This window comes from Citricoccus sp. I39-566, assembly GCF_031432995.1.
In the GTDB taxonomy this organism is placed as follows: domain Bacteria; phylum Actinomycetota; class Actinomycetes; order Actinomycetales; family Micrococcaceae; genus Citricoccus; species Citricoccus nitrophenolicus_A.
On sequence record NZ_CP133844.1, the window covers coordinates 1 to 26,074 of the forward strand.

Here is a 26,074-nt window from a genome sequence, read left to right on the forward strand (position 1 = left end):
CCAGCACCCCTGCACCCGTCACCACGACGACCAACGGTAGGGAGTACCCGGCTCTGAAGGTTTTCGGAACCGTCCACGACACGCTGACCGGGGTCGCAATTCGCTTGGCCGTACTTGCGGTCGAGGACCACCTGAACGGTCCGAGTGAGGAGCGAGAGACGGAGCGAACCACGCTCATCGAGCACCTGTTGGCCTTCGCCAACACTCACGGCTCCACTCGCGCTGCCGCTGCCGTTCGCCAGGCTCTCGCCACCATCCAGTACGTCAATGGCCGGCCCGGAACTCCGGTGCTGTCTGTTCTGGAAGAGATCGAAATGGCCGTCTGCCACACCAACTGAACCACTCGATCGACGGGTCCGGCCCCGAGAGGGCCGGTCCCGGAAAGGAAGTCCACCATGACTCGTCACGCCATCTACGACAGCATGCAGGAGGTCTGCGCCGACATCCTCACCCGGTCCTGCCCGTTCTGCGGTCAGCAGGGCTGGATCACCGTCCCCCAAGTGGGCGCCGACGCGCTGATGGATGGGCGATCCGTGCATGAGGCATTGTCCGAAGTCGATCACCGCCTGCGGGAGCAGATCATCAGCGGTATCCACCCTCGCTGCTACCCCGGAGCCGAGTTCGGCGATGGCATCGACCCGGCGCTGCTGCGGTGACGATGGCTGCCGTCGGTCCAGTCCATCCCGCGTCCAGGCCTTCCCCTACAGTCAGCAGTAGACCAGCCATTGCAGAGGAGTTCCCAATGACCACGATCAACGAAGCGGTCCGAGCGTGGGCCAAGGGCATGTACGCCACCGAAGCCGGGGTGGAGCTGCTCATCCGCTCCCGGGTCGCTATCCGCGACGGCGCGCCGTGGATCCACCGGGACGGGGACCGCGCCTGGGTTGATCCCGAAGAACTTCTTAACGCCGCGGGAGCTTGGTCAGGTGGCGAACAGCGACTGGTGCGCATCGCGGCCTCCCTGATCGGCGGGCCGGCCGTCGACCTGTCCGAGGACATCCCCGCTCTGGACCGGGAGAACGCCAGCTTGGTGCTGGCAGCCATTGCTCACGCCAACGGTTCCCACGAGCACTCTGATTTCTCCTACAACGCCGAGGGCCGTCCCAACGGCATCGTCAGCCTCGACTCGCTTTACCCCTGGCCAAAAGCCGGTCGCTGAGGACCACCGGGGAGCGCCTAATCTCGTCCCGGCCGTTGCCTAGCCTGCGGGGATGACGTGGGTGAAGCGAAGTGGTGGCGCGGGAACCGGATTCTACGACCAGGGGCTTTCTGCGGCGGGTCGCTCTGCCGAAGAGCAACGGCCACCGGCCGGATCGGGCCTTGGCACGCCGGACCGCGGTGCACCTGGGCCGCAGGTCCAGAAAGGCCCCGCCGGCCCGGCCGTCGCGCCGGCTTATAGGGTGACGCAGTGGCCCCAGGTGCGCGACAACGCGCTCTTGCTGGATCTCCTTGCGCAAGGAGTAGCCACCCATGGCTATGACCCGGAAATGAGCATGTACTACGAGGACGCTCTGGCCACCTTCGGTGTGGACTCACCGCATTTCACAGCGGCGTGCCGGGGTGAACGGGGCGCCAGTGCTCACTACCAGCGCACGGTCGCTGGAGGACGCTTCCGCGAAGGCGTCTGACGGGGGCTCCCGCTCGGTTCGCCCCCGTAGCGCGGCGCCTTACCTCTTCATGCGGGAAGTACCCTTTAACGCGCGGCCGGACGACAGCCTTGTCCAGCCTCTGGAGCGAAGGGGCTTGCGTGTGTGTGCCTTCCCGGACTGTGGGAGACCCGTGGTGGCGCGGGGTTGGTGCGATGGCCACTACCGGCAGTGGAAGCAGGGACGGACGCCAAAAGCATTGCGCCCTCGGAAGTCTCCGAAGATCGTCCAGGACCTCACCCCGCGCATCCTGCGCCTTTGGCACGAGGGACTTAGCACCGGACAGATCGGCCAGGAACTCTCGTTGAACGGCGATGTCGTCCGCGCCTCATTGCTCCGCAGCGGGATCGACACCGCCCGTCGCCATCCTCGCACCACGGAGCACGGCAGCTTCTCCCAGTGGCAGGCCGGCTGTGATTGTGCCGTCTGCCGAGCAGCCAAGAGCGCATACCTGCGGGCCAAGTACGAGCGGCGCAAGGCCACCATGACGGAGACCGAACAAGCGGCCGAAACCATGAAGGGCCAGGCAGCGCGAACCGACCGGCAACACCGCACCGTCCCGACGGCCGCGCGGCGGGGAGCCGAGTGGACCGCCTACGAGGTGGAGCTGGCGGCCCGAGAGGACCTAACCATCGAGCAGGTGGCCGTCCTGATTCACCGCACCTATGAGGCAGTCGCGAACACTCGCTCTGCCCTGGTCAATCCTCGCAAGAAAGGGCATGTCCGGTTCAGAGGGCTGTTGGGACTTTCACCCCTTACTGAAGTTCCACTCTCGCCGCCCGTTCAGAACTGACTAGTAGCTGTCCCGGCGGAAGTTCATAATCCTCCACTCCTGCGGGACTAAGCCGCGCAGCTCTGTGGCACCTTCCCCATAGGTGGTTGCCTCCACCGATAGTTCCCGAACCTCTTGGGGGTGCTGCCCGGTGTTGTTGGCGGGGACAGGCTCGAAGACGGCGAAGACTTTCACTCTCCGAGGGTACGCGCGAGGACTCTGACGATTCTCTTCCGCCTGATTGTCCAGCCCGCATGGGGGAGAAGGCCGGCCCGGACTTGCACACGACGTACTTCAAGGTGCGGCGAGCTGGGGACTCTGGCACCCATGTGCGTGGGGACTTGAAGAATCAGGTGATCCAAACGGATCACGTGCAAGGGGCACCCTCGCTGGCCTCACACACGCGCGGTCTTTGCCTCGACCCAGTAGAGCATCAGAGGCTGTCCCTCCACACTCAGTTCCCACCACTTCTATGGCGCCGACATCCTCACCCGGTCACCAAGCTGCAGGCGACCGCCATTCTTCGGCACGCTCTGCGGCCGCCCACGGCACCGTTTCGCTCGACGAGCGAAACGGTCAATCAGTCATCACACCTCTGGCACCAAGGTGCACTCTCGGACATCCTGTCCGGGTTTCTGACATACGTCGGCGCCGGGCGGGGGCGAACTCGGAGCATGGAAACGCATGTGCGCCGGTGCCAGAACTGTGCCCAGCCGCTGCCCGCGGACGCCCGGGCGAACCGTCGCTATTGCGATGAGCAGTGCCGCCGGCAGGCCTACGGCCTGCCGCCTGTTTCGGCCGGCCGGCGGTGCCAGGCCTGCGGGAAGCAGCTGCCGGAGGGCAGCCGGGCGCACCGGCGATTCTGTGATCCGGCGTGCCAGAAGGCCGAGGCCCGCCGCCGCACAGGCGCCCGCGGGTCCAACCGCAAGGTGTCCGCCCGAGACCAGCTGGCCGTGGTGTCCGGGCAACTGGCCCAGGCCGAGACGGCCCTGGGCCAGTGCCGCGGCCGGGTGACGGACCGTGACCGGGAAGTCGCTTGGTTGCGGGCCGAGCTGGCCGAGGCGCAGCGGTCAACGGCCAGGATCCTGGTGGGCCAGGCCAACGACGCGGCTGATGTCCGCGCCCGGTTGGCCCTGGCCACCGGCCAGTTGTCCGAGCTGCGCCGGAACTGGTCGGCCACGGCCGAGGCCCGGGTGTCCACGACCGAGGTGACCGGCCTGCGGGAGCAGCTGGCCGCCCTGCAGGACAGGCATGGCCAGTTGGCCGCGAAGTACCAGGAGCTGACCGAGGCCGCCGAGCTGGCCGCGACCGAGCGCCAGCACCTGCAGGGCGTGGTCCGGCAGTGGGACACCCTGTGCAAGCGCCTGTACAAGGCCACCGGTGGCCGCCCGGCCGCGGCCGTGGACCGGGACATCCTGGCCACCTGGACACGGTTCCGGCAGGCCGTGGCCACACCCACCGGCAACCGTGGCCGGGCCCCGGTGGCCGGGCAGGAGGTGGCCCGGTGACCGTGTCGATCGCGAAGATGTCCATCGCCTACTACCTGGACTCCGTGGCCACCGGCGATGAGCGCCACCACGGCCGGGCGGAGCTGACGGCCTACTACACCGAGGCCAAGGCCCCGGCCGGACGCTGGGTCGGCGCCGGACTGACCGGCACCTCCCTGACACCCGGGCAGGAGGTCACCCGCGAGGCCGCGGTGGCGCTCTATGAGCAGGCCCGCGACCCGGACACCGGCCACCTGCTGGGCCGGGCGCCGATGGCCAGCCAGACGGCTCCGGCCGAGGCGAAGACCCCCCGTGGGCGTGCGGCCAAGGCCACCCGGGAGGCGGTGGCCGGGTTCGACCTGACGTTCTCGGTGCCCAAGTCCGTGTCCGCCCTGTGGGCCGTGGCCGGGCCCTCGCTGCAGGGCCAGATCCATCAGGCCCACGCCCAGGCGATGAACGAGACCCTGGCCTGGGTCGAGGCCAACGTCCTGCAATCCCGGGCCGGTCATGGTGGGGTGGCGCACGTGCCGGTGACCGGGCTGGTGGCTAGCCAGTTCGACCACTGGGACTCCCGGGCCGGGGACCCGCAGCTGCACACCCACACGGTGATCTCCAACCGGGTCCAGCGGGTGCTGGACGGGCAGTGGGCGACCCTGGACAGCTATACGCTGCACCGGCACGTGGTGGCGATCTCCGAGACCTACAACTCCCTGTTGTTCGACCGGCTCCACCAGCAGATCGGTGCCCTGCCCGAGTCCCGGTCCGAGGAGGGCCAGCAGCTGGCCGCCGCGGTGGCCGCGGCCACCGCCGAGGACGTGTCCGCCCAACCGGACACCACGGGGCACCGGGTGGAGCTGGCCGGGGTCCCGGACAGCCTGATCGAGGAGTTCTCCACCCGGTCCCGGGCGATCGAGGCCCGCACCGATGAGCTGGTGGCCGAGTGGACCGGTACCCACGGCGGGCGGCCGCCGGCCGCCGTGGTGCTGCAGCTGCGTCAGCAGGCCACCCTGGACACCCGGACCCCGAAGGAGGAGTCGTCGTTGTCGTTGGCGGAGAAGATGGTCGGCTGGCGGGAGCGGTCCCTGGCCACCGGCCATGACCCGGCCACCGTGGTGGCCCATGCGGTCGGCCACGCGGACACCACCATCACGCCCGACCAGCTCACCGACGACGTCGTGGGACAGCTGGCCACCTGGACGCTGGCCGATGCCTCAGCCCGGCGGGCCACGTTCACCCGGGCCAACGTGACCGCCTCGGCAGAACGCATCACCCGCCTGGTCCGCTACCGCACCGCCGCCGACCGGCACGCGGCCACCGAGAGGCTCGTGGACACCGCCCTGGCCGAGGCCGTGGAACTGACCCCCACCCGGTCCATCGCCCCGGACACCACCGGCCCGGACGCCGCGGACCCGGCCGTGGCCCACCGCGGGCGCTCGGTGTTCGACCACCAGCGCGCGGCCGGGCTGTGGACCACCCGGCAGGTCCTCGACGACGAGGCCTACCTCATGGCCCGCGCCACCACCGCGGCCGGGCCCCGCCTGGACCCGGACACCATCACCGCCCGGGTCGGGCAGGTGACCACCACATCCGGCCACCCGCTGAGCGCCGACCAGGCCCGGGCCACCGCCGCCGTGCTGTCCTCCCCGCGTGCGGTGTCCGCGATCATCGGTCCGGCCGGGACCGGCAAGACCACCACCATGGCCGCCGTCGCCCACCTCTGGACGGACGCCCACGGGGAGTCCTCCGTGGTCGGGCTGGCCCCGTCGGCAGTGGCCGCCGGGGTCCTCGGGGACGAACTCGGGGTGGCCACGGAGAACACCGCCAAGTGGCTGTATGAGTCGGTGGGGGACGGGGCGGCCCGCCGCGCCCAGCGCGTCCAGCAGCTCACCGCCCAGCTGCACGAGCTCCAGGCCCGGCCGCGCACGGAGCGGACCGCCGCGTCCATCGAGCGGCTGGCGGCGAAGCTGGCCGCGCAGCACGCCGCCCAGGCCCGCTACACCCTCACCGAGAACCAGTTGCTGATCGTGGATGAGGCCTCGATGGTCTCCACCGCCCAGCTGGCCGAACTCACCCGGCAGGCCGAGGCCGCCGGGGCCAAGGTGCTCCTGGTGGGGGACCCGGCCCAGCTGGAGGCCGTGGACGCCGGCGGGTTCCTCGGCTGGATGGACCGCAAGGGGACCCCGGAACGGTTGGACATGGTGTGGCGGTTCCGCAACGAGTGGGAACGGGAGGCCTCCCTGCGCCTGCGCCAGGGCGAGGCCGACGTGCTGGGGGAGTACGCGGCGAACGGCCGGATCCACGGGGCGCCCGGACAGGACGCCGCGGACTCGGCGTACTCGGCGTGGCTGGCGGACAAGCGGGCCGGACTGTCCACGATCCTCATCGCCTCGGACAACGCCACCGTGGCCGAGCTGAACACCCGCGCGCAGGCTGATTTGGTCGCCAGTGGGGACGTGGACGTCGAGCAGACCGTCACCCTGCGCGGGGACGCCACCGCCGGGGCCGGGGACCTGGTGTTGGCCCGGCGCAACGACCGGTCCCTGCGCGATGCCACCGGGGCGTTCATCGCCAACGGCACCCGGCTGACGCTGACCGGGATCAACCCCGACGGGTCCGCGGTGGCCCGGAATGAGGCCACCGGGGGAGCGGTGACCCTGGACCCGGACTACCTCGCGTCCTCCACCGAGCTCGGGTATGCGACCACCGCGCACCGCTCCCAGGGCGTCACCGTGGATTCGGCCCACGCCGTGGCCACGGCCGGACTGTCGAGGGAGCTGTTCTACGTGGCCATGACCCGCGGCCGCGACGCGAACCACGCCTACGTCGACTTCGGGGCCGATCATGAGGCGCACTCCCCGGATGAGTGGGGCCTGCTCACCGAGACCCCACCGGCCGAGCGGCCGGTGACCGTCCTCGAGGGCGTGCTCAAGCGCGAGTCCGCCGAGCACACCGCCCATGAGGTCCGCGACCAACAGCGCGCCTGGGCCAACGACCTGGGCCGGATGGTCCACGAACTCGACTACCTGGCTTGGGCCGCCCGCTCTGCCCGGACGCACGAGTGGGTGCAGGCTACCTACGGGGATGACCCGGAGGCCGTGGCCCGGTTGACCGACGCGGCGACCTGGCCGCAGCTGGTCAAGGCTGACCCGGCCCTGCACCACCACGGCGAGGCCGCGGCCGACGACGCCGTCCCCGAGGTCCTGGCCCGCTGCACCCCCCGCGCCGAGGACGCACCCCTCACCGCGCCGCAGCACCAGCCCGAGAGCCAACGCGCGGTCACCGCCGACCTCCTGGCCCGCATCCACACCGAGCTCGACGGCCGGCTGGACCGGATCGAGGCCGACCCACCGGCCTGGTACGACGAGCTCACCCACCGCCACCCCGACCCGGCCGCCCGCCGCGCCGCGGCCGCCGACGTACTCGTCTGGCGGGCCGTGTCCGAACAGGACGACGCCGACACCGCCCTGGGCAAGGCCCCCACCGAGAAGGACACCACCGCCCGCTACCACCACGCCGCCCACGCCGCCCTCAACCCCGACCCGGGCAGTGGGTCGGCTGAGCGCGATGCTCGGCACGACGCGCTGGTGTCGGGGCTGTCCGACAACTGGATCAACCTCGAACCCGCCGCGACTGATCCTCAGCCAGCTGAGGATCAGCTGTCGCAAAGTGCGCCGGAACGGGAGCGGGACGCGATGTCCTGGGACCGCTGAGTTAACTCGGTCGAGAGCCAAAGACTCAAGTTCGACTATGGGAATCTCCTGCCCTCTAGTAGTCCTCTGTGCCTTCGTCGGGTCGTTCGTTCGACGGGAGATTCCAGGGGAGGAAAGGCGGGGGTGTCGTGTAGTCCGGGCCGGGACTCCCCGGCCACACCTGAACCAGAGTGGAGTCATCGGGCTCCAGCACGACCTTCATGCCCTCCGCTATGCCGGATTCGAGAGCTTGGATAACTTCGTCAGCGTCGAGCACCCGAAGGTTGGGGTGGTAGAAAGTGACCGGCCCGAGATCGTACTTGCCACCTTGGCTCTCCAGACCGAATGCATCTGGATTGCTGACGATGGCCCCGCCCTCCCGGAGAAGACGGAGTAGGGCGTCTCCACTTTGCCCTGTGAGGTAGCAGACCAAGTTCGTACCGGGCGGCATGTGTGTGGAGTGGCCTTCAAGGAGCCGCCTGCCGACTCGAAGCATCACCCTTTCGCGGGGGGAGACCTCACGCGGAAAGCGGAAGGTGGCTCCATGGATGTTTCTTTGCAGGAACAGAAGGTCCTCGATCAGCTCCTCTTCGACCGCACTGAGCTCAAAGGCGCCGTCCCCCGAATGGAGGCGGAGTTTCCCGACGTGGCCTCCGTTGAAGTAGACGTCCATGACTGTGCCGACGGAGAGGAGCCGGCTCATGTCCACGATTCTGGACACGTCCTCGATGAAGGCGTTGTCCAAGTCAAAGTGGTATGTGAACTGCCCCGGGGCTTCGAAATCCTCCGGAAGGACGATCACGCCGGTGGCGATGTTCGCAAACGTGCACTTGATGGACACGCCCAACGTCCCGAAGACCCGTGCCTGGATGTCCCCTTCGAAACGACCTTTCGAATACCCGCGCTCATCTCGTACATCAAACGTGATGACCTCTCGTCCGGAAGGCCGCACTGGCTGAGAGGTACGGGAAATGACGCCGTCCTTGGGCAGCTTGGGATGAGCCTGCACCCAGTCCGGCCCGCTGCGCGTGATCTTGGCAAGGATCGCCGGGAGGGTGAGGGGCTCGAAGGTGCCGAAGTCTTCGGCATGCTGCAGCTTGGCCTGAAGATCTTGGTGCTCTTCACCGAATGACCACTCGATGGTGGTGCGGATCGGTTCTTTCTCCATCGCCTCAGGATGCTTGGCGATGTATGACTCAAAGGCTGTGCCATCGACTACGTGCAGGTTTGTGGTCCAGTAGTCGCTTCGCGATTCGGTAATGGCGACTAATCCTTCGGCGCGCTCGGTAAGGTCGTCAGGGCCAACAAGGGCGGCTGTCTCCGCATTGAAGCGCGCAAGCAGTTCCACTGTGTCATTGCGCGTTATGGCCTGCACGATCTCCGGGTAGGGCAGTAGCGCCGCATCGAGCTTGGCCTGGCCCCAAATCTCAAGGTCGATCTCTCTGTCCGCTGCCAGGCCTTGGACAAACTCATCTTCTTCGACTGTCGGGTTCCTCGGCACCACAAGGATCCATTCGGCCAGGTCTTCATGGTTGTCGCAGGCCCGTGTGAACGAGCCCGTGATCTGCCGTCGGCGGGTGTCCCTGAAACCCCCGGAGAAGCCCTCAGGGAAATGCTTCAACTGGTAGATCCTCTTGATGATGCCGTCTTGGCGCACGGCCACATCGATGCCCTTGTCGCCACCGCGACCGTCAATGACGAGTGCTTCCCGGCCATGGATGCGCGTCAGCAACAGTTCGACAGCGCGGTTGAAGTCTTCCTCCTCCAGCTTCATCCAGTGAATTCCGGACTCGAACAGCCGCTGAGTGGTGGGCACGTCATGTTCTCCATCGAACGCAGGAATCTTCCTAGTCATTCTGCCGCCACCACGATCTTTGCCCCCAAGGCTGTCGCATAACCCAAGGGTTGCGAGGCGTCTCGCGGCCGCTCATGACCTGAAGTCGGTGCCCCGGTGCTTCCGCCGTTCGTCTGCTCGCGCAGGGTCTCGCAACTATGTATCGGAACTGCGGTGCGCGCAGCGCGTACTCATCATCGGTTGTAAGACACTCTGGGGTGATCGGCGGAAGTCTCCACGGTTCCGTCCCAGCACTTAGCGGTTCGGAGGGCAGACTCCGCCCTAGCGGAGGACCGGGCCGTCGTCCTCCTCGGCGCCACGCGGATCCGTCGAGCGCGGACGTGGAGGGGCTCGTACCGTGCCGGCCGAGCCGGGTTCTGCGTCAATCACCATCCCGCGCTCAGCCGGTCCCCAGACTGGATCACTACGGTGAGGATCACCTCATCAAGGTGCGAGTGATGCAGGTGCGAGTGATGACGGTAGACGGCCCCAGCCACCCCCTCGGCTGGGGCCTTCTGCTGGCCCGGGACAGGCCCCGGTAACCGGGGACGCCGGTGCATTAGACGGCCTGGTGGTACGCCTCGATCACCTCGCGGTGGATACGCCCGCGATCTGAGACCTCGTACCCGTTCTGCCTCGCCCAGGCGCGGATCCGGGCGGCGTCCTGGGTCGGCTTCGGCGGTCCGACCGGGCGGGCCGCGCGCACATAGACCTTCAACTCAGCCCGCAGCTGCCGGGCGTTGTCCTGGGTCAGGTCGAGCTCGTAGTGCCGGCCATCGACGCCGAACTGGACGGTCTCGACGGCCGGTTCCCCATTGAGGTCATCGACCAGGACGGTCTTCACTTTCTGTGCCTTCACTCTCCTCGCCGCGGTAGAGCGGGGCTCACGTGGGCTGATACTGAACAGATATCAGGGTCTCAGAACCGGGCGGCCGAGACCGGAGGGACACGGCACCCGCCGCCCCGTGGCTCTCCACGGTGACCGCCACACTGTCTGCTGACGGGGTCCCTCATGCTCTCAAATTCCTGGCCGTCTGCCCGTGCATCCCGTCCGGCCGGGGGACCGGCCCGTTCCCCTGGGCAGTCAGGACCCCGGCGGCCTCCGGAATCCGTCCACCACCGTGGTCGTATCCACCGCCAGCAGCGGGCAGAATGGAGAAGCGGACCGGACGGCAGCCAGTCGCCCCACCCCGCAGCCACAGCCCGCCTCGGAGGGGAAGCCGCAGGCGGGCTGTGCTGTGTCCGTTGGAGGATCCCTAATGGACACGCTTGGGCCTATGGTCGGGACCGCCACGAGGCGCACATAGGGGGTCGCCACAGTTCCCTGCCTTGGGCGGGGTCGGAGTCGATGGCCCCCATGCTTTCGTAGAGTCGCCGACCCGGCGGATCTGCGACCACGGTGACGTCGGGATTGGCCGGGCCTCCGGCGCGGAGCATGTCCAGTAGGTGCCGCAGGACCTGCCGGCCCCAGCCGAGGCGTTGGTGGGTCGGCGGGGGTCGCCATATCGGCGATGCGAAATACCATCCCCCCTCGTTGATGACCCGGGTCACCATAGCGCTACCCTCTGGACAGCATGTGACACCGGAGGGTGAGGCCAGTACGTCGTGACTATCGAGAGGAAGCCAGCTGTGGAATTCCGACACATGGAAGGCTTCGTCGCGACGGCGGAGGAACTTCATTTCGGGCGCGCTGCTGCCCGATTGCACATTGCCCAACCCGCGCTCAGCCAGCAAATCCGCGCGTTGGAAAAGGAACTCGGCGTTCAGTTGTTCAACCGGAATACGCGGAGCGTATGCCTGACGGAGGCGGGTATCGCCTTGCTGCCCGCGGCGCGAAAAGTCCTGGCGGATGTCGATTTAGCCAGGCGGGTGGCGGTCAGGGGTAGCGAGGACGTCGTGGGTCGGGTCAGCGTGGGCTTTGCCGGGGCCAGCAGCCGCAATGCCCTGCCGACATTGGCTCGGGCGGTCCGGACCCGGCAACCCGGCATCGAGCTGTTCCTCGAGGGGCAGACCTACGCCGGGGCCGCGGCCCGGCGGGTGGCCGAAGGGACCCTGGACATCGGCTTCGCCCGGCGTCCCATCGGTATCCGGGGTCTGGCCAGCCATGTCTATGAGCGGGAGTCCCTGGTGGCCGCGCTGCCCTCCGACCACCGGCTGGCCGAACGGGACCGACTCCGGGTGGCTGACTTGGCCGAGGAGCCGTTCGTGACGTTTCCGGGCACGGGTGGCTCGAGCGTCCGCGACGCCCTGACCCATGCCGCGATGAACGCGGGGTTCAGCCCGCGGATCGTCCAGGAGGCACCGGATTCGTACACCATTCTCGGCCTGGTCGCTGCGGGCGTGGGCGTCACCATCACCGTGTCCTCGGTCCAACACATCGACACCCCCGGACTGGTCTACCGCCCCTTCAGTGACGACCTCCCGCAGCTGGAGGCCGTCCTCGTGTGGCGGACCGAAGGGACCAACCGGGCCACGCAGGCCGTGCTGGACCTAGCCGCCGAGGTCCTGCCCACCCCGCCGGCACCCCCGAGCGATAAGTAAATCCACTAACACTGGTTACCATTATGTATTGGACGCTCTTGAAGTCGGATGGCAACGTAGTGCAGGTCCCGCTGGCTGTGTGATGACTCACACGGCCTGCACCACACGACCCAACCTGGGAGTAGATGTGAACGCATCGAGCACCGCAGCGCCGGCCGACGCCGCCTTCCGCCAGAAAATGGCCCGCAAGGCCGGCATCGCGTCCTTCGCCGGAACGACCGTCGAATGGTACGACTTCTATGCCTACGGCACCGCTTCGGCCCTGGTGCTCGGCCGGCTCTTCTTCCCGAGCAGCGACCCGGCGGTCGGCACCTTGGCCGCCTTCGCCTCCTTCTGGGTCGGGTTCCTGGCCCGTCCCCTCGGCGGGGTGATCTTCGGTCACTTCGGTGACAAGTTCGGACGCAAGAACGCCCTGGTGACCACCATGCTCATGATGGGCGTCTGCACCACGGCCGTCGGCCTGCTGCCCACCTACGCCCAGATCGGTGTCTGGGCCACCCTCTTGCTGGTCTTCATGCGACTGATCCAGGGCATCGCCATGGGTGGTGAATGGGGCGGCGCTGTGGTCCTGGCCTCCGAGCACGCCCCCAAGGGCAAGGGCATCCTGTACGGTGCCTTCGCCCAGCAGGGTTCCCCCGCGGGCAACCTGCTGGCCACGGTCGTGTGGCTGGTGGTGGCGATGCTGCCCGACGAGCAGTTCTTCAGCTGGGGCTGGCGCGTCCCGTTCCTGCTGTCCGCCCTGCTGGTGGTCATCGGCCTGGTGATCCGCCTGTCCATCGAGGAATCCCCCGTCATGAAGGAACTCATGGTGGAGAAGAAGGTCGTCAAGACCCCCCTCGGCGAGCTGCTGCGCCGCCACAAGGCCATCATCGTCCTGGGCATCGGGGCCTGCATCATCGGCGTGGCCGCCACCTATTTCAAGAGCACCTTCTCCCTGGCCTGGGCCGTGGACGAGGGTTACTTCGAACGCGACGCGTTCCTGGGCATCATCACCATCTCCCTGGTGGTCCAGTTCCTGGCGCAGCCCTTCGGTGCCGTCATCGCCTCGAAGATCAGCCTGAAGAAGGCCGTGTCCATCCTGCTCATCCCCGAGCTGCTCGTGCTGCCGCTGATGTTCCCCCTAATTGCCACCGGCAACTTCGGGCTGGCCGCCGCCGGCATGGCCATCGCCACGTTGCCCCACTCCATGTACTACGCCGCCATGGCAGGCATCCTGGCGAAGTCCTACCCCGCAGGCATCCGCTACACGGGCATCTCGCTGAGCTACCAGATGAGCTCCACCATCTTCGCCGGAACCACGCCGCTGGTGGGCCAGTGGCTCCTCAACACCACCGGGTCGATCCTTTCCGTCATTGCCCTGTCCGTCGTCTACGTCGCGCTCACGCTCTTCTCCGTGATCGCACTGTTGCGCAAGTCCGAGCACCTGGCCACCACCTACGGTGAGTCCGACAGCTTCCACCAGGCCGCGCCGCCAGTCCGGGAGGACGCGACGACAGCCCCGGCAGCACCCGCTAGCCTCGCCACGGTCGCCCCCGAGCCAGGCATCGAGGCTCCCGAGACCGACACCGAGTTCCCCGCCCAGAAGAAGGTGCATTCCCTGTGACGTCACCGATGCCACGCACCTCCTCCCTCACGGCCACGAGTAGCACAGCCGCTGCTGTCCGATCCTTCCTAGACGCCTTCGGCCGCGAGGTCACCGGCCCGCTGGCCGGGATTGTGGTGGCCGATTTCAGCCGCATCCTCGCCGGGCCGTACTGCACCATGCTGCTGGCTGACCTGGGTGCCACCGTGATCAAGGTCGAGAGCCCCGCAGGGGACGACACCCGGCATTGGATGCCGCCGGTCCATGAGGGCCGCTCGACGTACTACCTGTCGATCAACCGGAACAAGCGCTCGATCGCCCTGGACTTCGGCGACCCCGACGACCTCACCGCCGCCCGGGACATCGCGGCCGGCGCGGACGTGGTGATCGAGAACTTCAAGCCCGGTGGGCTGGAGCGCTTCGGCCTGGACTACGACTCGGTGTCCCGGGTCAATCCGGCGGCGGTCTACGCCTCCATCACCGGGTTCGGCTCGGCCGGCGGCTCGTCGCTGCCCGGCTACGACCTGCTGGTTCAGGCCGCCTCAGGACTCATGTCCCTTACGGGCGAGTCGGACGGCCCGGGGTACCGGGCCGGCGTCGCTGTGTTCGACGTCATGACCGGGCTGCACGCCGCGACCGGGATCCTCGCCGCGCTGCACGAGCGTGGGCGCAGCGGCCGGGGTCAGCACGTGGAGGTAAACCTCATGTCCTCCGCGCTGTCCGGCATGGTCAACCAGACCGGCGGATTCGCCCTCAACGGGCAGGTGCCGTCGCGGATGGGCAATGACCACCCGAGCATCTTCCCGTACGGCCCGTTCCCGACCGGCGAGGGGGAGATCGTTTTGGCGATCGGCAACGACCGCCAGTTCAGGCAGCTGTGCTCCGAGCTGGGCCGGCCGAGTCTGGCCGAGGACGCCCGGTTCGCGGCCGCCCCCGAGCGCAGCCGCCGTCGGGAGGAACTGCGCCCGGTCCTGCAAACCCTGCTGGCGGAGCGCAGTGCCGCCGAGTGGTTCGAGGTGTTCACGGCGGCCGGCTTGCCTTGCGCGCCCATTAACGATGTGCAGGGAGGCCTCGAGTTCGCCCGCGGCGTGGGGCTGGAGCCGGTGGTCCGGGTCGGCACCGGCGAGGATGCGGTCGCGGGCATCCGCAATCCGATTACCTTCTCCACGACGCCGGCCAGCTACGACCTGACCCCGCCGGACGTTGACGCCCACCGCGAGCAGATCCTCGCCTGGGCCGGCACCGCCGCCAGGACACCTGCCGGCGTTCAGTAGTTGCTCCCGCTCTGTCCCCGTTTCTTTCCCTTCCGGAAACCTCTGCGTTTCCCCGCTCTTTCAGTAGAGGAATGCCCCTATGACTGTCCTGTCCACAGGCGAACGCCCCGTGTCTGCCATTGCCGCCCTGCCCGAGATCAACTCCGACTTCCTGAACGTCGACCAGTGGCTCAGCGACGAAGATCGTGACCTGGTCCGGGGCATCCGGGCCTTCGTGGACGACCGCGCCCTGCCGCTGTTCAACGAGGCCTGGGAGGAGGCGGACTTCCCCTACGAGCTGCTTCCGGAACTGGCCAAGCTGGGGATCGTCGGGACCTCCGTGCAGGGCTACGGCAGCGCCGGGCTGACCCGGATGCAGGCCGGGCTGGTGGCCATGGAGCTGTCCCGCGGTGACGGTTCCCTGAACACCTTCAACGCGGTCCACTCCGGCCTGGCCATGGGGACCATCAACCTGCACGGCTCCGAAGAGCAGAAGAAACGCTGGCTGCCGGCGATGGCAGCCCTGGAGAAGCTCGGCGCCTTCGCCCTGACCGAGCCGGACCACGGCTCGGACACCGTGGCGCTCGAGACCTCAGCCCGCCGCGACGGGGACAACTGGATCCTCAACGGCGCCAAGCGCTGGATCGGCCTGGGCCACGTCGCGGACCTGGTGATCGTCTGGGCCCGCGACGAGGCCGACGGGAAGGTGAAGGCCTTCGTCGTCGAGAAGCAGGACGGTGCCTACCCGGAGGGTTACATCGCCGAGGCCATCACCGGCAAGATCGCCAAGCGCGGCATTCAGCAGGCCACGATCACCTTGGACGGCGTCCGCGTCCCCGAAGCCAACCGACTCGAGAAGGCACTCGGGTTCCGTGCCGTGACGGGCGTGCTGAACCTCACGCGCACCACTGTCGCCTGGGAGGCCCTGGGGCATGCCCAGGCCTGTTATGAACTTGCCGTGCAGTACACCCAGCAGCGGGTGCAGTTCGGCAAGCCGATCAGCCACAACCAGCTCGTGCAGAACAAGCTCGCCACCATGCTGGCCGACCTCACCGCGATGCAGCTGATGTGCTTCCGCTGCGGCCAGCTTCAGGACCAGGGCATCCTGTCTCAACAGCAGGCCTCCCTGCAGAAGATGTTCGTGGCGGACAAGGCACGTACGCTGTGCCGAGACGCCCGGGACCTGATGGGTGGCAACGGCCTGCTGCTGGAGCACCACGTGGCCCGTCACCTGCTCGACATGGAAGTCGTCCACACCTACGAGGGCACCGACTTCATCCAGTCCCTCATCGTGGGCCGCGAGATCACCGGCCACAACGCCATTGCCTGAACCCACCACCGCAAAAGAAACATCGATGGCCGACACACAGCACGACACCGGCGGTCGGCTGAACCACGAGGGCTTCACCACCCTGGTGGTGGAGGAGCGCGAGGACCGGCTCGTCGCCCGGCTGCACCGCCCGGAGGTCCGCAACGCGATCGACCAGGCGATGGTGGACGAGCTGCACGCCGTCTGCGCCCACCTGGAGCGCAGCCCCAAGGTGCTCATCCTCACCGGGACGCCGTCCGACCCGGAGGCCGGGACGAAGGGCATCTTCGCCTCCGGCGCGGACATCGCCCAGCTGCGCGAGCGGCGCCGGGACGACGCCCTGGCCGGGATCAACTCCACGATCTTCGACCGGATCGCGAAGCTGCCGATGCCGGTGATCGCCGCCCTGGACGGCTACGCCCTGGGTGGCGGGGCCGAGCTGGCCTACGCCGCGGACTTCCGCATCGGCACCGAGGCCCTGCGCATGGGCAACCCCGAGACGAACCTCGGCATCCTGGCCGCCGCCGGCGCCACGTGGCGGCTGCGGGAGCTCGTGGGGGAGCCGCTGGCCAAGGAGGTCCTGCTCGCCGGCAAGGTGCTCAAGGGCGCCGAGTGCCTGGCCGCCGGGCTCATCACCGAGCTGGTGGAGCCGGAGGCCCTGATGGACGCCGCGCACGCGCTGGCCGACCGGATCGCCGCGCAGGACCCGTTGGCCGTGCGCATCACCAAGTCCGTGTTCCACACCCCGCGGGAGGTCCATCCCGTGATCGACACCCTGGCCCAGGGCATGCTCTTCGAGTCCCAGGCCAAGTTCGACCGGATGCAGGCGTTTCTCGACAAGAAGAACAGGAAGTAGGACCGTCATGACCGAATCGACCGCACCGACCGGGGCGTCCGCCCCCACCGCCGTCCAGGCCACCGTGCCCGCCACCGTGGGCGTGCTCGGCGGCGGGCGGATGGGCGCCGGGATCGCCCACGCCTTCCTGATCAAGGGCTCCGACGTCGTGGTCGTGGAGCGGGACGAGGCCGCGGCCGAGGCCGCGCAGGAGCGCGTGGAGTCCTCGACCGCGAAGTCCCTCGAGCGCGGCGTGCTGGACGGGAACCTCGACGCGATCCTGGAGCGGTTCTCCGTCTCCGTGGACCGCTCCGCGTTCGACGACCGCGAGCTGGTGATCGAGGCCGTGCCGGAGGACTGGGACCTGAAGGTGTCCTCCCTGCAGGCGGTGGAGCGGCACCTGTCCGAGACTGCCGTGCTGGCCTCGAACACCTCCAGCCTGTCCGTGACCGGCCTCGCCGAGCAGCTGCAGCGCCCGGAGCGGTTCCTCGGCCTGCACTTCTTCAACCCGGTGCCGGCCTCCACCCTCGTGGAGGTGGTGATCGGCAAGCAGACCGCCCCCGAGCTGGTGGACGCGGCCCGCGGCTGGACCGCCGGCCTGGGCAAGACCGCCGTGGTGGTCAACGACGCCCCGGGCTTCGCCTCGTCCCGGCTGGGCGTGGCGATCGCCCTGGAGGCGATGCGGATGGTCGAGGAGGGCGTGGCCAGCGCCGAGGACATCGACAACGCGATGGTGCTGGGCTACAAGCACCCCACCGGGCCGCTGCGCACCACGGACATCGTGGGGCTGGACGTGCGCCTGGGCATCGCCGAGTACCTCGCCTCGACCTTGGGCGAGCGGTTCGCCCCGCCGGCCATCCTGCGGGAGAAGGTCGCCCGTGGCGAGCTCGGCCGCAAGACCGGCAAGGGCTTCTTCAGCTACGACAGCACGCGTCCGCCAGTCCTCGGTGTCGACCAACAGGCTGTGCTCAGTGGGCTGGAGGCACGCACGTCCTCCGCACCGGACGCGCAGACCGAGGAAGGCGCTCCGGCATGAGTCAACCGGATCCGACCGTGGTCGGCGTGCCTTTCGAGTGCGAGCTGCATCTGAGGTGGTCGGACCAGGACGCCAATGGCCACGTGAACAATGCGCGGGTGATCACCCTTCTCGAGGAGGCTCGAATCACCGCCTACCTCACCTGGATCGGTACCACTCCGGACGGGGAACGTCCGCGCGTGGTGCGTTCCCTGCAGGCGGAGTACCACCGGGCGATGCACTATGGCCATCCACTCTCGGCGAAGGTCTGGATCTCGAGGATTGGCTCCAGTTCGTTCACCGTCCACCATGAACTGCACCAGCAAGGGCAACTCTGCGTGTCCGGCGATACCGGAATCGTCCAGCTCACCGCGGACCACTCTCGATCGGACCCTTTACACGACAACCTCCGCCAAGCCCTAAGCCGAGCGCTCATCCCCGCCAAGCCCCCTTCATCCTGATCCCGCCCCCGCGGACCGCCCAGGCAGACCAAGAACCGACCGTGACCGTGTCCGAGATTCGTGATACAGCCCAGTCTGTCAGGGGGGGGCACGGATCCTGTTCACTGCCCCGGGCTGCCCGGGCAAAGACCGCACCAGGTCCACCAATGCACTCAACGCCCTGGCACGCAACAACGCCCTAGGGATCGATACCCGCAAGGACCAGGCCTGTCCCAAGATCACCGACGTTCCCCGGGAGCGGTCCCGCCAGGAGGAACTGTCCTTATCGATCGCCCGTCGTTCCAGCTGTTCGGGCTCGTCGCGATTATCGGCGCGGTGATCTCGGTGGTCTCGATGAACCCGGGGCCGAACGCGGAGAAAGCCGTCGCGGGCCAGTCTGCAGCCCGGGCGTGACCCACACCCCGGGGTCGGTCTGATCACGCACGGCAGGCGCTCACCTGACACCGCCGGCAACCGGACGGGCCCAGCAAAAGAACGCCCTGCTGAACGCGGCAACAAGATAGATCAGACCGCCCTGAGCCTGTCGAACACCGTGTCATCTGGCACACCTGACCCCTTGGGAGAACAGATACAGATGTCAACAGAAGTTACCGCCCGGCAACGGGTGTTGATCACCGGCGGCGCGCAAGGCATCGGCGCGGCGATCGTCGCCCGGTGCCGCGAAGACGGCTACCAGCCGGTCGTGCTGGACCGCGAGGGGGACGAGGCCCTCCACTGCGATCTGTCAGATCCGGAGTCCACCACCGCGGCATTGACCAGGGCACTGGAACAGGGACCGATCACCCGGTTGGTCAACAACGTCGGCGCGGTGTTCCCGAACCTGCTGGAGGACCAGACCCTTGCCGAGTTCGACGCCGCCATCGCCCTAAACCTGCGCAGCGCCTTCCTATGCGCCCGGGCGCTGCTGCCGGGCATGCGCGCGGCCGGATTCGGCCGCATCGTCTCGATGTCCTCGCGGGCGGCGTTGGGCAAAGAGCGCCGCACCGCCTACGCGGCCACCAAGGCCGGCCTGCAGGGCATGACCCGGACCTGGGCTCTGGAGGAAGGCGCGAACGGCATCACCGCCAACGCGGTCGGCCCCGGCCCGATCGCCACCGAACTGTTCACCACCGCCAACCCGGCCGACGCCCCGGCAACCCAAGCCATAATCGACTCCGTGCCCGTCCAGCGGATGGGCACCCCCGAGGACGTCGCCCACGCGGTCAGCTACCTGCTGGATGAGCGCTCCGGATTCGTCACCGGCCAAACCCTATACGTCTGCGGAGGCATGACCGTAGGAGCCCACCATGACTGAACCGTCAACCCCGCCGCGCAGCCATCCCCGGCGAGACCACCGCCCGCCTGTCCACCCTGAAAGCCCACGGTCTGCTCGAGGTACCCGTCGCCGAGATCACCGCCCGGCTACGGGTGGCCGCTGAGGTCGCGGAGGCGGTGGACGGGGCCGCCCTGATGCAAGAATGCGTGCCCGAACGCGAGGACCTCAAACGCCCGCTGTTCTCCGAACTCGCCGAGCTGACGGGCCGGCACTGCGTGCTGGCCTCATCGTCATCGTTCATGACCACCTCCACCTCGGCGGCCGGCACCGGCGCGGAATCCCGCGCACTGGTCGCCCACCCCGGCAACCCGCCCTTCGCCATCCCGGTGATCGAGCTAGTCCCTAACCCCCAGACCACCCCCGAGACCGTGCAGCGCGCAGTTGAGTCCCGCATAGTGGTGTAACGCCCGGTGGCCGGGCACGTTGTCTCAGACGTGGACGCGGCCACCGTGTGATCCTTCGAGTGAACCTCTCACAGCACCCTCGAATGGAGTCATCACGATGACCGCTCCTCATATTCTCGACCCTGCCGGCCTGCTGGGCAAAGCCCTGTGCGAAGCGTCCCCCGAGATGATGCGCCACCTGCTGCAGACCATGATCAACACCCTGCTCTCCGCGGACGCCGACGCCGTGATCGGCACCGAGTGGGGCAAACCCACCCCGGGCCGAGCTACCCAGCGCAACCCCACCGGACCTTAAGGAATTGACGTGAACCGACGCGGCTGCCCCTCGGCCGGCGTCACGTCGGACCGGTCCGCCGGTCTGTCCCGCGACGGCCCGTCATACGGGGCACCCTTAGCCAAGTCTGCCGACCGTAATCCGCGGTGGTCACCGGCGTTGGGCGAGTACCTTCTTGCCGGCGTCGCGGAGTTCACCGGTGGGGGAGACGTGGCGGTAGAGCGTCTGCCGGGTGATGCCCAGTTCCTTGCACAGGGCCCCGACGTTGGTGTCCCGGTTGCCCATCGAGGCCATGGCCAGGCGGATCTTGGCGGGGGTCATCTTGTGGGGCCGGCCGCCGGTGCGGCCCCGGGCGCGGGCCGAGGCCAGGCCGGCCTTGGTGCGTTCGGAGATCAGTTCGCGTTCGAACTCGGCCAGCGCGGCGAAGATCCCGAAGACGAGCTTGCCGGAGGCGGTGGTGGTGTCGATGGCCGCGCCCTGGCCGGTGAGCACCTTCAGGCCCACGCCCCGCTCGGTGAGCTCGTGGACGATGTTGACCAGGTGGCGCAGGTCCCGGCCGAGCCGGTCCAGCTTCCACACCATCAGGGTGTCCCCATCCCGCAGGGCCTTCAGGCAGGCGGTCAGGTGGGGGCGGTCGTCCTTCTTGCCGGAGGCCTTGTCCTCGTACAGGGCTTCCGGCTCAACGCCGGCGGCGAGCAGGGCGTCGCGTTGCAGGTCGGTGGTCTGGGTCCCGTCTGCTTTCGAGACCCGCATGTACCCGACGAGCACGCCGTACCCCCACTGTCAATTATTCGAACGTTTACGTGACAGCCACCCCGCGCAAGCTCAAGTCGTCGAGAAGTGTCACGTAATCCGTCACTTATTCTATGCACCGTAGACGGTGGCGAACGGACGTTATATGACAGCGCCGCACGGGCGCCGCGGAGCCGGTCCGGTTCCTCCGTCCGGACGGGCGGGGGAGGGGCAAGCCACAGCGGTGAGCGTCCAGGCGCGCGACTGCGGGGTGCAGGGTTTTCTCCGGTTCTGGTAGGTCCTGCCGTGATGGCCCGTTCCCCTCAGGTCGGGGGTGTGGTGCACTGGTCGCCCAAGCTCCGCGGAGCACCCCTGATGGGAAGGAGACGACCATGGCCGAGCATGAGAACCAGGCCGAGCACACCGTGGAAGAGCACACCCATGGCGAGGGCTGCGGGCACGAGACGGTCAAGCACGATGACCACGTGGACTACCTCCACGACGGCCACAAGCATGCCGAGCACGATGACCACTACGACGAGCACTGAACCCCGCGCGTACAGCGTCACTGGAGAAGGCCCCGCCCCGGCGGGGCCTTCGGCGTTCACTCCGGGGCCTTCGGGGGCGTGGAGCTGATCGCTGGCATCTGACGTTTCGGAACAGGAGGGCGGCACGCGCTTCCGGGACATCACCGGACCCCTGCCGTCCCGGGGTTCTGCCAAACTGGAAGGGTGAGCAGGACGGCAGCCAGCCGCCATGCCACAGCCCACAGCCCGCCTCGGAGGGGAAGACCGCAGGCGGGCTGTGCTGTGTCCGAGCAGCTCCACCCAGGCCCGGCGTCGGTGTCCAGACTCAACCACTCTCAGCTCTCAGGTAATCGTGACCCCGGCGAATGAGGCAGGCGCACGAGAAGGACCGGTGCCCTGCCGTCATGGACGGGCCCGGTGAGGCTCCGCGGAACTCCGGTCCATCGTCAGGCGCCGTTATGAGCTCCGGCCTCCAGCCTGCATAAGGGAAGGTTTGCTGAGCCATTCTGAGGTAAGGGATGGGTGTACCTGACTTGCCCACTTCGCGGACGGGCACTCTTATGGACTAAGAGGCCTTGAAGTTCTCCAACGCGGTGACCACTTCGAAGCGGGATGGGCAATTGTGGTAAGCCACCGTCCGAGCGACATCCCAAGAGGAGCCTTTCAAGCTGGACAGCTCGTTATAGAACTGCGAGAACCAGAACTTGTCCGTTCGAGCCCCAAAGTGATATCCGCCTTCGATGCCGTCGTTCAGCGAGGTATTGCATACACGGTTGACCCATTCGTCGTTGACCTTATCCTCGTAACCAGGCTCGAAGCGGCGCATGTCCGCCACATAATCGTCCGTGAACTTCATGCCTGAGTCTTCGATCTCCGCCAAGAAGCCCCATTCCGGCACCTCTGTCTCTGGCTGCGCCGTGACGGTCACTGTGGGGGCCGGGCTGGAGGTACGAGCGGAGTCAGCCCGAACGCCCGTCGAACAACCAGCTACGGCCAAGGTGGAGAAGGCTAAGGAGACGATCAGGACGGTGCGGCGATTCACGGTGAATGTTCCTCTCGGTGGGGCGCATTGGGAGTGACTGTTGAACGAACGGCCGAAGTGCTGAGCCGGCCGCGATGGGACAGGAGCCCCTTCGGAAGAGCCCGGGATGATGACCCAGGATTCATTCCACTGCAAGGACAGGGATCATCTGATCGGAGATGAGTCCAGCCTTCACTGTCCTGCAAGCCGGCATTCGCCGACTAGCGCTAGGTCAGTGCAACTGCCCTTCTATGGTCGGGGCCGAGGCATGGAGTTAGTGCACTCGACTTTCTGGACTCATCTCACCAAACCTGGCGAAGAGCAGTTCCTGCCGCTCCAGCTCGGTGCGGCAGCGACGAGGTGCGCCGAGTGCTTTGTCCACCACGGTGTCGAGGTCGTCATGCGCTTTGACAAGGGCGCGCGACATCCCCAGTGGGGCGTAGTGCTGCGCGAGCGACCAGTCTGGCCGCTCCGCTCGCGCGTCAAGGATCTTCTGTCCGGCAGTACTGATCGCTTGCCGCTGTTCGGAAGTCAGCTCCGGCAAAGGAAAGTTGTTCCAGGTGATCGTGCTGGAGAACGACAGATCAGATTTCATCCGGCCGCCGACCGTTTTCATCCAAGTGATGAACATGGAGGAGGATGCGATGGCAAAGATGACGCCGTCCGGGTCCACCGCCCCGTAGACCTTGTTGGAGATGATCGCCTCCGGTTCGAGGTGCCCCACCGGAAGGTAGCGGCGAGCTTCGCTGCTGACCTCGGGCAGGCCCACGAAGGGAACGTCGGAGACCAGACCGCGTTGCCTGAACAGGTGGGGGAATCGAGCCCAGTCCTGCGTGGAGGCGGCCTTGGACTTCAGGCGCTCGGCTTCCACGCCGGCCAACCGACGCTTGAGCTCCGGAGACTGCGAGGGCGCGCTGGGGTCCATGTCTTCCAGCCACAAGCACCAGCGTTTCTTCCCATTGATCAACTCGCGCGAGCCGACATAGGGCCGCACGTAGGGGGCTATGCAGGGGTCTGCCATGACTCGCCCGTAGTCCGCGGCCTCCACGACGAGGTTGCCGCCGTCGGTCGGCTTCGACCCGTACATCACTTCGGGCAAGTCCGGGGCCAGCGGCTTGCCTCTCTTGGCGACCAGGACGTTGGCGCCGTCGACCAGGTAGGCGTTGATCTGCCCGGCCACCTTCTGCTCAACCGGCTCGGCGCGGACATGCTCGTAGTCGAAGAGCCGCGGCCGGATCGGGCGGTCCCGGGTGAAGCCGATGATGACGCAGTGAACGGCAGCCTTGCCGGGCGCTTCGGAGTCCCATTGGAACGTGCGGTGGGCGAACTTGATGCGCCACTGCTGTTCGAAGATGGGACGGAATAGGCGCTCGGGTTGATCGCCTTGGACGATGCTGTTGGTGGTCACGAAGGCCCACTCCCCGTCTCGGTCGGCGAGCAAGCGCAGCGTGAGTGCATGCCAGCTAGTGACAAAGTCCAAGCGGGAGAGTTGCTTGTTGCCACCCCACGCGGTCTGCATGAGGGCCAGCTGATCGGTCGTTCGGGTGTGGTCGCCAAGGAAGGGCGGGTTGCCGAAGACGTAGGTCCGGCCTTGCCCCTTCGGAACGAGTGCCCCCCAGTCCAGGGTGAGCGCGTCGTGGTGAATGATGGTCGCGGTGATGGTGATCGGCAGTCGTTCGGGAGCCTGTCCCAAGGCTTGGGCCATCTTGCGGTTGGCTTGGTGGTCGACGAGGAACATGGCGGTCTCGGCGATCTTGGCCGGCCACCAGTTGATCTCGAAGCCGTAGAACCGGTCGATGGTGAGCCGTTGCTCCAGAGTGACGTCGAGGGAAAGGTCTCTGGAACCGGTACGCCGGTGCATCTCGGCCAGGAGGTCTGTCTCAATTTCCCGCAGCTTCGCGTAGGCCAGGTTCAGGAAGTTGCCAGCCCCGCACGCCGGGTCGAGATAGACGTTCGCGGCCAGCTCGTCGACTAGGGCGAGGAACTCCTTACGGGTGGTGGACTTGTTGCGGATCAGCCGGTCCGCCCGGCCGCGGTAGTCATCCAGGAACAACGGCCCCAGGGTCTTAAGGATGTTGGTTTCGGACGTGTAGTGCTCCCCGTCGTCCCGGCGGGCTTCCTTGGACTTAACCAGCTGGAACATGGCCCCGAAGACCGCCGGGGAGATGTGGGTCCAGCGGAAGCGGCAGGCTTCCACCAGTGCCTCGCGCATCTGGGCGGTCAGGAATCCTGCTCGCCCGGTGCCGTCGAAGATCCCGCCGTTGACGTAGGGGAACTGGCCCAGGATGCCGGGGACGTGCTTGCGCTTGTTCCGCGGGGTGTTGAGGACGGTGAACAATGCGTCCAACTGGGGGCCCAGGTTGTCGGCGGTGGTGTCGAACTCCACCCACCGGTGGAACAGGTCAGACTCCCATAGGCCGGCGTCGTCCCCGTAGAGCAGGAACAACAGCCGGGTGAGCAGGATAGAAGCTTCCTGGGTGAGCTCGTCCTCGTCGTCTTCGTTCGTCGGTGCCTCATCGGCGACGGCCACGTCGGCGTCCTCGCCGACCAGTGCGTTGAACAGCCCGGCCATGAGCTGGGCGGCCTGGATCGAGGCTTCCTCTTCTTCCCGCTTGGTAATGGTCTCCTGACCGGTGAAGAACAGCAGCTCGTCGACGTGCTCGGCCAGCCTCTCCAGCGGGAATTCACTGGTCCAGCTCTCCGCGCCGAGCCTGTCCAAGCGGAAGCAGGCGAAGTCAGTCACCAGGACGAATTTGGGCCACTCATGCTGTGCCACCGACCCGCCCGTGAGGTAATCCAGCGCCTGCGCGTGCGCGACATCCAGGTCACTGTCGAGGCTCTTGGCCTCACCAATGACGACGCCGGACCAGAAGAAGTCGATGTATCCGGTCCGCCCGGTGCTGGCGCGGGCCGCGTCTCGCTCGAACAGATCGATCCGTTCCGGGATGATCCCGAAGCAACGCATCAAGTCGGACCAGAACTGCTGGGCATAGGACTTTTCTGTGTGTCCTTGGCCGGTTTCACGCCACTGGGCGATTCGGTCCGACCACGCCTTGACGAACCCGTCTAAGTTGGCGCGAATGGTTCCGCGGTCCAGCTGTTCCTGCACTACAACCCCTCCGACTGACGCTTAGATACCTAAGTACTCTCTACATGACCGCACTTCAGTTGATCGGAATAACCATTGCCTGTAACCGTGGAAACCAAGAAGCGCCTCTGGGCCCGCTCAGGGAACCAATGCGCCATCTGCCACGGCGAACTAGTCCGCGCCGATGAGGGCAAAAATCCGGGGGCGCTGGTCGGCCAAGAGGCCCACATAATTGCTCGGTCTCCAGGTGGAGCGCGCTATGAGCCTCTGGATCCCACCGCGCGCGATG

Annotated in this window: 22 protein-coding genes and 1 pseudogene; 18 read left to right on the forward strand and 5 right to left on the reverse strand. The window is 67.3% G+C overall.

Going from position 1 to position 26,074, the window contains the following annotated elements:
- Positions 1-104 precede the first annotated feature (104 nt).
- The 7 genes from RE421_RS16460 to mobF all read left to right on the forward strand — a co-directional run bounded on the left by RE421_RS16460 (position 105) and on the right by mobF (position 7,615).
- The gene (locus RE421_RS16460) at positions 105-338 is read left to right on the forward strand and encodes a hypothetical protein (protein WP_309818002.1); all 234 of its coding nucleotides are present in this window, start codon (positions 105-107) and stop codon (positions 336-338) included.
- 57 nt (positions 339-395) lie between these two features.
- Positions 396-656 carry a hypothetical protein gene (locus RE421_RS16465; protein ID WP_309818005.1) on the forward strand — a complete coding sequence of 87 codons (261 nt, stop codon included), beginning with the start codon at positions 396-398 and terminating at the stop codon, positions 654-656.
- A gap of 86 nt (positions 657-742) precedes the next feature.
- Complete coding sequence (locus RE421_RS16470) at positions 743-1,159, forward strand: hypothetical protein (protein WP_309818007.1); 417 nt, start codon at positions 743-745, stop codon at positions 1,157-1,159.
- Positions 1,160-1,211: 52 nt separating this feature from the next.
- Positions 1,212-1,628, forward strand: a complete 417-nt coding sequence (locus RE421_RS16475) for a hypothetical protein (protein WP_309818010.1) — start codon at positions 1,212-1,214, stop codon at positions 1,626-1,628.
- A 322-nt stretch (positions 1,629-1,950) separates the two neighbouring features.
- Positions 1,951-2,439 carry a hypothetical protein gene (locus RE421_RS16480; protein ID WP_309818012.1) on the forward strand — a complete coding sequence of 163 codons (489 nt, stop codon included), beginning with the start codon at positions 1,951-1,953 and terminating at the stop codon, positions 2,437-2,439.
- Positions 2,440-3,092: 653 nt separating this feature from the next.
- Positions 3,093-3,926 carry a hypothetical protein gene (locus RE421_RS16485; RefSeq protein ID WP_309818015.1) on the forward strand — a complete coding sequence of 278 codons (834 nt, stop codon included), beginning with the start codon at positions 3,093-3,095 and terminating at the stop codon, positions 3,924-3,926.
- The gene (gene mobF / locus RE421_RS16490; RefSeq protein ID WP_309818017.1) at positions 3,923-7,615 is read left to right on the forward strand and encodes a MobF family relaxase; all 3,693 of its coding nucleotides are present in this window, start codon (positions 3,923-3,925) and stop codon (positions 7,613-7,615) included. The genes RE421_RS16485 and mobF overlap by 4 nt, the downstream gene beginning before the upstream one ends.
- Positions 7,616-7,670: 55 nt before the next feature.
- Here mobF and RE421_RS16495 read toward each other — a convergent pair whose 3' ends face one another.
- Both RE421_RS16495 and RE421_RS16500 read right to left on the reverse strand, forming a co-directional pair.
- Positions 7,671-9,410 carry a hypothetical protein gene (locus RE421_RS16495; protein ID WP_309818020.1) on the reverse strand — a complete coding sequence of 580 codons (1,740 nt, stop codon included), beginning with the start codon at positions 9,408-9,410 and terminating at the stop codon, positions 7,671-7,673.
- Positions 9,411-9,987: 577 nt separating this feature from the next.
- Positions 9,988-10,272: an Lsr2 family protein gene (locus RE421_RS16500; protein ID WP_309818022.1), complete on the reverse strand. Its 285-nt coding sequence runs from the start codon at positions 10,270-10,272 to the stop codon at positions 9,988-9,990.
- Between the two features lie 785 nt (positions 10,273-11,057).
- Here RE421_RS16500 and RE421_RS16505 point away from each other — a divergent pair.
- From RE421_RS16505 to RE421_RS16550, 10 genes and pseudogenes are all read left to right on the forward strand, one after another.
- The gene (locus RE421_RS16505) at positions 11,058-11,969 is read left to right on the forward strand and encodes a LysR family transcriptional regulator (RefSeq protein ID WP_309818026.1); all 912 of its coding nucleotides are present in this window, start codon (positions 11,058-11,060) and stop codon (positions 11,967-11,969) included.
- 178 nt (positions 11,970-12,147) lie between these two features.
- A complete protein-coding gene (locus tag RE421_RS16510; protein ID WP_309818072.1) occupies positions 12,148-13,572 on the forward strand; it encodes an MFS transporter in 1,425 nt (474 codons plus the stop codon).
- 8 nt (positions 13,573-13,580) lie between these two features.
- A complete protein-coding gene (locus RE421_RS16515) occupies positions 13,581-14,825 on the forward strand; it encodes a CoA transferase (RefSeq protein ID WP_309818029.1) in 1,245 nt (414 codons plus the stop codon).
- Positions 14,826-14,904: 79 nt separating this feature from the next.
- Positions 14,905-16,134, forward strand: a complete 1,230-nt coding sequence (locus RE421_RS16520; RefSeq protein WP_023164840.1) for an acyl-CoA dehydrogenase family protein — start codon at positions 14,905-14,907, stop codon at positions 16,132-16,134.
- A 25-nt stretch (positions 16,135-16,159) separates the two neighbouring features.
- Complete coding sequence (locus RE421_RS16525) at positions 16,160-16,969, forward strand: enoyl-CoA hydratase/isomerase family protein (RefSeq protein ID WP_309818037.1); 810 nt, start codon at positions 16,160-16,162, stop codon at positions 16,967-16,969.
- 7 nt (positions 16,970-16,976) lie between these two features.
- Entirely contained in the window at positions 16,977-17,984 is a 1,008-nt protein-coding gene (locus RE421_RS16530; RefSeq protein WP_309818039.1) for a 3-hydroxyacyl-CoA dehydrogenase family protein, read from the forward strand.
- Positions 17,981-18,424 carry a thioesterase family protein gene (locus tag RE421_RS16535; RefSeq protein ID WP_309818042.1) on the forward strand — a complete coding sequence of 148 codons (444 nt, stop codon included), beginning with the start codon at positions 17,981-17,983 and terminating at the stop codon, positions 18,422-18,424. Before RE421_RS16530 ends, RE421_RS16535 begins: the two co-directional genes overlap by 4 nt.
- A 574-nt stretch (positions 18,425-18,998) precedes the next feature.
- The gene (locus RE421_RS16540; RefSeq protein ID WP_023164835.1) at positions 18,999-19,718 is read left to right on the forward strand and encodes an SDR family NAD(P)-dependent oxidoreductase; all 720 of its coding nucleotides are present in this window, start codon (positions 18,999-19,001) and stop codon (positions 19,716-19,718) included.
- A 95-nt stretch (positions 19,719-19,813) separates the two neighbouring features.
- Positions 19,814-20,143: a 3-hydroxyacyl-CoA dehydrogenase NAD-binding domain-containing protein gene (locus RE421_RS16545; protein ID WP_309818074.1), complete on the forward strand. Its 330-nt coding sequence runs from the start codon at positions 19,814-19,816 to the stop codon at positions 20,141-20,143.
- 97 nt (positions 20,144-20,240) lie between these two features.
- Positions 20,241-20,423 (forward strand): annotated as a pseudogene (locus RE421_RS16550) (IS256 family transposase); the annotation flags it as partial.
- A 144-nt stretch (positions 20,424-20,567) separates the two neighbouring features.
- Here the strand turns inward: RE421_RS16550 and RE421_RS16555 are convergent.
- Entirely contained in the window at positions 20,568-21,185 is a 618-nt protein-coding gene (locus RE421_RS16555) for a recombinase family protein (protein ID WP_309818048.1), read from the reverse strand.
- A gap of 356 nt (positions 21,186-21,541) precedes the next feature.
- Between RE421_RS16555 and RE421_RS16560 the strand changes: the two genes are divergently transcribed.
- On the forward strand, positions 21,542-21,697 hold the full coding sequence (locus RE421_RS16560) for a zinc transporter permease (protein ID WP_309818050.1): 156 nt from the start codon (positions 21,542-21,544) through the stop codon (positions 21,695-21,697).
- A gap of 544 nt (positions 21,698-22,241) precedes the next feature.
- On the opposite strand, the gene RE421_RS16565 is transcribed toward RE421_RS16560, so the two are convergent.
- Together RE421_RS16565 and RE421_RS16570 are read right to left on the reverse strand one after the other, a co-directional pair.
- Positions 22,242-22,718, reverse strand: a complete 477-nt coding sequence (locus RE421_RS16565; protein WP_309818052.1) for a hypothetical protein — start codon at positions 22,716-22,718, stop codon at positions 22,242-22,244.
- A gap of 253 nt (positions 22,719-22,971) precedes the next feature.
- Positions 22,972-25,806 (reverse strand): DNA methyltransferase, encoded by a 2,835-nt coding sequence (locus RE421_RS16570; protein ID WP_309818054.1) that lies wholly within the window; start codon positions 25,804-25,806, stop codon positions 22,972-22,974.
- Positions 25,807-26,074 lie beyond the last annotated feature (268 nt).